The following is a 4,872-nucleotide window of genomic DNA, read 5'->3' as shown; positions in this document are numbered from 1 at the left end:
GCCGGGTACTGTAAAGGTTAAAGTACGGGCAACCGGCATTTGCGGCAGCGATATTCCGCGCGTATTACATAACGGTGCTCATTTTTACCCTGTTGTGTTGGGGCATGAGTTTTCAGGTGATGTGGTGGAAATTGGTGAAGGTGTCACCAACGTAAAGGTAGGCGACACAGTTTCGGGTGCACCGCTTGTACCTTGCATGGAATGCAACGATTGCCAGAACGGCAACTATTCTCTGTGCAAGCGCTACAGCTTTATCGGTTCACGTGAGCAAGGTAGCTTTGCAGAGTATGTGGTGCTGCCTGCAACCAATGCGGTAAAATACGACCCATCTATCCCCTACGAGCAGGCGGCAATGTTTGAGCCCTCAACCGTAGCACTGCACGGAATCATGTGCAACGATTATCAAGGGGGGGAATGTGTTGCGGTGCTAGGCGGCGGAACAATTGGAATTTTTACCATGCAGTGGGCAAAAATTTTTGGCTCCAAAAAAGTTGTTGTATTTGATATCGATGACGGACGGCTGGCGTTGGCAAAGCGCATGGGTGCGGATGCAGTCATTAACACCACCAAAGAAAATTACATGCAGGAGGCAATGAAACTCACCGGAGGCAAAGGCTACGGCTTTGTGTTTGAGGCAGCAGGCAGCACCGCCACCATGCATATGGCATTTGAAATAGCCGCAAACAAGGCGAAGGTTTGCTTTATTGGTACACCGCATGTGGATATGACCTTTACCCCAAAACAATGGGAAAACATGAACCGCAAGGAATTTAAGCTGACCGGTTCATGGATGAGCTACAGTGCACCGTTCCCGGGCAGAGAATGGGAGCTCACCGCGCACTATTTTGCCACAGGGCAGCTCAAGTTTGACCCTGATTTTATCTTTAAAAAATTCCCGATGGAAAAAGCGGTAGAAGCTTTTGATTTGTTTAAGAAGCCTTCACAGGTACATGGTAAAATTTTACTAATCAATGATTAAGGTGGTGACAAGATGATTACAACGGTCACACTAAACACTGCAATCGACAAACTGTATATTATTGACAGCCTTTTACCGTATGAGGTGATGCGCGTAAACAATGTAAACAACACAGCGGGCGGAAAAGGGCTGAATGTTTCACGCGTGGCGGCTTTGGCAGGCGAACAGGTAATTTCAACCGGCTTTGCAGGCGGTTACAACGGGCAGCTTTTTGAATCGCTTATTACAGAGCCAAACATTACAACTGCATTTACCCATATACAAGGCGAGACCCGCTGCTGTATTAATGTGCGGGATACCGCTGCAAACCGCAGTACTGAATTTTTAGAACCGGGCTGTTCGATCAGCAAGTTGGAACTTGAACAGTTTACAAAAGATTATATCAAATCCATTCAGGACTCAAGTGTAGTGACCATTTCCGGCAGTATGCCCAAAGGTATCCCTGTTGATTTTTACAAAACGCTGATTACAATTGCAAAAGACTGTGGCAAATACGTTATTCTTGATACCAGCGGACAGACACTTAAAGAAGCGATAAAAGCAAAACCGACTATGATCAAGCCGAACACCGATGAAATCCGCCAGCTGTTGGATATTAATATTGATTCACTCGAGCAGCTCATTGACGCTGCACAGCACCTCCATGATAGCGGCATTGCAATTGTAGTGGTGTCGCTGGGTAAAAAAGGTGCGTTGGTTGTCTGTGAAGAGGGAATTTATGAGGGGATTACTCCGGATATTCCTGTGGTAAATACCGTTGGATGCGGTGACAGTATGGTAGCAGGTTTTGCAGTAGGGTTATCGCGTGGGTATACCATGGAGGAAACGATTCGGTTTGCTGTAGCAATTTCTACCGCAAACGCACTCACCATGGAGACCGGTAGTTTTCGGCAAAAAGATTTGGATTGGCTGCTTACCCAGGTTGAGGTAAGAAAATTAACCGATAGAAAGAAGGCAATTTAGATGACAAATTTTGTTGACCCCAAAAAAGTCCCCCAAAAAACGCTTTATAACGGCATACAAATTCCATGTATAGGAATGGGTACCTTTGGCTCCGATCGGTTCACACCCGAACAGGTATCGCAGGCGGTCGCAGGCGCCATCAAAGTGGGGTATCGCCTATTTGATTGTGCGTCTGTTTATGGTAATGAAGATTTAATCGGTAAAGTTTTTGCGCAAGCTTTTTTGGAAGGCACCGTAACACGTGAAGAGCTTTTCATTACATCCAAAGTGTGGAACGACATGCATGGCAAAGGTGATGTTCTTCTTTCGTGTGCGAAAACGCTTAAAGATTTACAAATCAGTTATATCGATGCCTACTTTGTGCATTGGCCGTTTGCCAACTACCATGCGCCCGGCTGCAGCGCAGACGCAAGAAACCCCAACTCGAAGCCTTTCTCGGTTGACCGCTTTATGGCAACCTGGCGACAGATGGAGAAGTTGGTGGATATGGGGCTTGTAAAATCCATTGGTATGTCCAGTATGACAATCCCTAAGTTAGAAGCCGTACTTCCTCTTTGCCGCATTAAACCTGCCCTGATTGAAATGGAGCTTCACCCCTGCTTCCAACAGCCCGAACTGTACGATTATTGTGTAGCACGTGGAATCCAACCAATCGGCTTCTGTCCCATAGGCTCCCCCACCCGCCCCGACCGCGACAAAACCGATACGGATGTGGCGGATATTCAGGTACCGGAAGTAGTGGAAATTGCAAAAGCACACAACGTCCATCCTGCTGTTATTTGTTTGAAATGGGCGGTGCAACGCGGTCAAATTCCCATTCCTTTTTCTGTTTATGAAAATGAATATGTCAGTAATTTGCGCTGCACCACGGAAGACCCTCTAACCGATGAAGAAATGGAGACCCTACGGGGAGTAGACAAAAATTGCCGGCTCATAAAAGGCCAGGTTTTCTTATGGGAAGGTGCAAAGGGCTGGGAGGACCTATGGGATATGGATGGTGTGATTACTAAATAGGAGAGTGGTCTTATGTTAAAAGGTATTCCGAGTATTCTCACCCCGGAACTGCTCAAAATATTAATGGAGATGGGGCATGGCGATGAACTGGTAATTGCAGATGGCAATTTCCCTCGTTTTGCGCACCCGGAACGGGTTGTACGCTTGGATGGCCACGGCATTCCCGAAATATTAGATGCGGTACTTAAATTTATGCCGCTGGACCCTTATGTTGACCACCCCACAGTTTTTATGGCGGTACTTCCGGATGACCCCTATGTACCTGTAATCTGGCCCGTATATCAAGAAATAGGTGAAAAATACGAAGAAAAAGGCCTGCGGAATATTACCATAAACAAATTTGATTTCTACGACCGTGCAAAAAAAGCATACGCGGTGGTCACCACAAGTGAAGGCGCACTGTATGCCAATATTATTTTGAAAAAAGGTGTTGTCACCGAATAAGTTCTTTCCACAGTAGAATATGTTGACCTTTAAAACAACAAGCAGCTGCAAATTTATGTGCAGCTGCTTGTTGTTTTAAAGATCAACCATCAGCCATTTTGCTGCTGTGCCAGTGCATCTTCGCAAAGCAAGCCTTTGCGCACCGCCTAACCACCTGTTCACCAATTAGCCATCCATGGTCACCAGATGATAATAAATTTTTTATAATTGTACCTCTCTATTCTAAATATATAGTTATGCTCAAGCTTAAGCTGCCGCATCCACCTTACTTATGCACTCTTGGATTTCAGCCGTTTGAGCAAGAACAGGCTCAAAATAAAGGTAAGAATTTGGGCACAGGGCATGGTATACCATACACCCGTCATTCCCCAAACATTTGAAAAAGAAAAAAACCAGGCTTACGATAAGGACAAAGCCACGTGAAACCGAAATTAAAAACGAAGACATGGCATTTGACATGGAAGCAAACAGCGATGCTGTTACCACATTGAAGCCGGACAGAAGCAGTGCCGGGAGGTATAGGCGAATTCCCCCTACCGCAATTTTGGTAAGTTCAATTTCATGCTCTCGGTTAAACACCAGTGTAATGGGCTGCGCAAAAATGAATACCAGCAAATACAGCAACAGTCCAATAGAGACAGCCGGTAAGATAGCCCAACAGTACACCTTTTTTAGTGCATTAAAATTGCCCGCGCCGTAAGGGTTGCTAATAAGAGGTTGTATTCCTCTAAAATCCCCGCAAAAATTGAAATTGCAAACAACGATAGGTTGGCAACAATACCGTAGGCGGCAACGCCGATGTTTCCGACAATGGACATTAGCATTGCCGTTCCGGTTGAGAACTCTGTTACAAAGACAATGTGCCTTAACTGAATAAAATAGTGCCCTATAAAATATAAAATTAAGAATTTTTTTTAATTGAAAAATATCTACGTAAAAGAAAGCAACGGCTATTGAGCAAATAAATGCTCAATAGCCGTTGTTTCTTATGCCGACTGCCCTTTAATGCATTAAGGTAAGCTTTAACCTTTTTTCATCTTTTCTTGCAAGCCCCAAATAATACGATTCTCTTACTTGCAGAAGAAAATTGCAAAAATTCCTTTTGTTTACAATTGATTTAATATCGCAACAAAATCATACAAATTTAGACAATATTATTCTAAATACAACTTTCCGAAAACTATATAAATTTCCGCTTTGTGTATTCAATAGGAAATGAAGGTTTTTGTATAATATATATAAAATAAAGAAATGAGGTTCAAAGCATGTGGAGAAAAAGGGTATCAGAGCGAATTTTAAGTCTAACACTTACACTTGCCATTGTTTTCTCAATGTTTTTCGGTACAATACCTGTGCAGGCAATTGACGAGGCTACCGGCACACAGAGTAATACCGTAACAGATGAGATTGTATTAGGCAGCGGGATTACACCCGAAGATGAAACAGCAAACAAGGGCGAAGAACCAACTTCT

7 protein-coding genes are annotated in these 4,872 nt (G+C 44.1%); 5 read left to right on the top strand and 2 right to left on the bottom strand.

The genetic code is table 11. The features are described 5' to 3' along the window. The 4 genes from RTV33_RS10805 to RTV33_RS10790 all read left to right on the top strand — a co-directional run. A partial coding sequence (locus RTV33_RS10805) for a galactitol-1-phosphate 5-dehydrogenase (RefSeq protein ID WP_312644172.1) occupies window positions 1-979 on the top strand: 979 nt, incomplete at its 5' end. Window positions 980-991: 12 nt separating this feature from the next. Further along, window positions 992-1,942, top strand: a complete 951-nt coding sequence (gene pfkB, locus RTV33_RS10800) for a 1-phosphofructokinase (RefSeq protein WP_312644170.1) — start codon at window positions 992-994, stop codon at window positions 1,940-1,942. Continuing rightward, a complete protein-coding gene (locus tag RTV33_RS10795; protein WP_312644169.1) occupies window positions 1,943-2,956 on the top strand; it encodes an aldo/keto reductase in 1,014 nt (337 codons plus the stop codon). It abuts the gene before it with no gap. Between the two features lie 12 nt (window positions 2,957-2,968). Further along, a complete protein-coding gene (locus RTV33_RS10790; RefSeq protein ID WP_312644167.1) occupies window positions 2,969-3,400 on the top strand; it encodes an RbsD/FucU domain-containing protein in 432 nt (143 codons plus the stop codon). Between the two features lie 246 nt (window positions 3,401-3,646). Here RTV33_RS10790 and RTV33_RS10785 read toward each other — a convergent pair whose 3' ends face one another. Then, the gene (locus RTV33_RS10785; protein WP_312644165.1) at window positions 3,647-4,066 is read right to left on the bottom strand and encodes a hypothetical protein; all 420 of its coding nucleotides are present in this window, start codon (window positions 4,064-4,066) and stop codon (window positions 3,647-3,649) included. 5 nt (window positions 4,067-4,071) lie between these two features. Continuing rightward, window positions 4,072-4,224: a hypothetical protein gene (locus RTV33_RS10780; protein ID WP_312644163.1), complete on the bottom strand. Its 153-nt coding sequence runs from the start codon at window positions 4,222-4,224 to the stop codon at window positions 4,072-4,074. 441 nt (window positions 4,225-4,665) lie between these two features. On the opposite strand from RTV33_RS10780, the gene RTV33_RS10775 reads away from it, so the two are divergent. Beyond that, on the top strand, window positions 4,666-4,872 hold a 207-nt coding region (locus RTV33_RS10775; protein ID WP_312644161.1), incomplete at its 3' end, for a hypothetical protein.

This window comes from Hydrogenoanaerobacterium sp. (assembly GCF_032017025.1).
Classification (GTDB): Bacteria; Bacillota; Clostridia; order Oscillospirales; family Ruminococcaceae; genus Hydrogenoanaerobacterium.
Note: the sequence above shows the minus strand (reverse complement) of the source record. Positions and strands in the feature narration are given on the sequence as shown.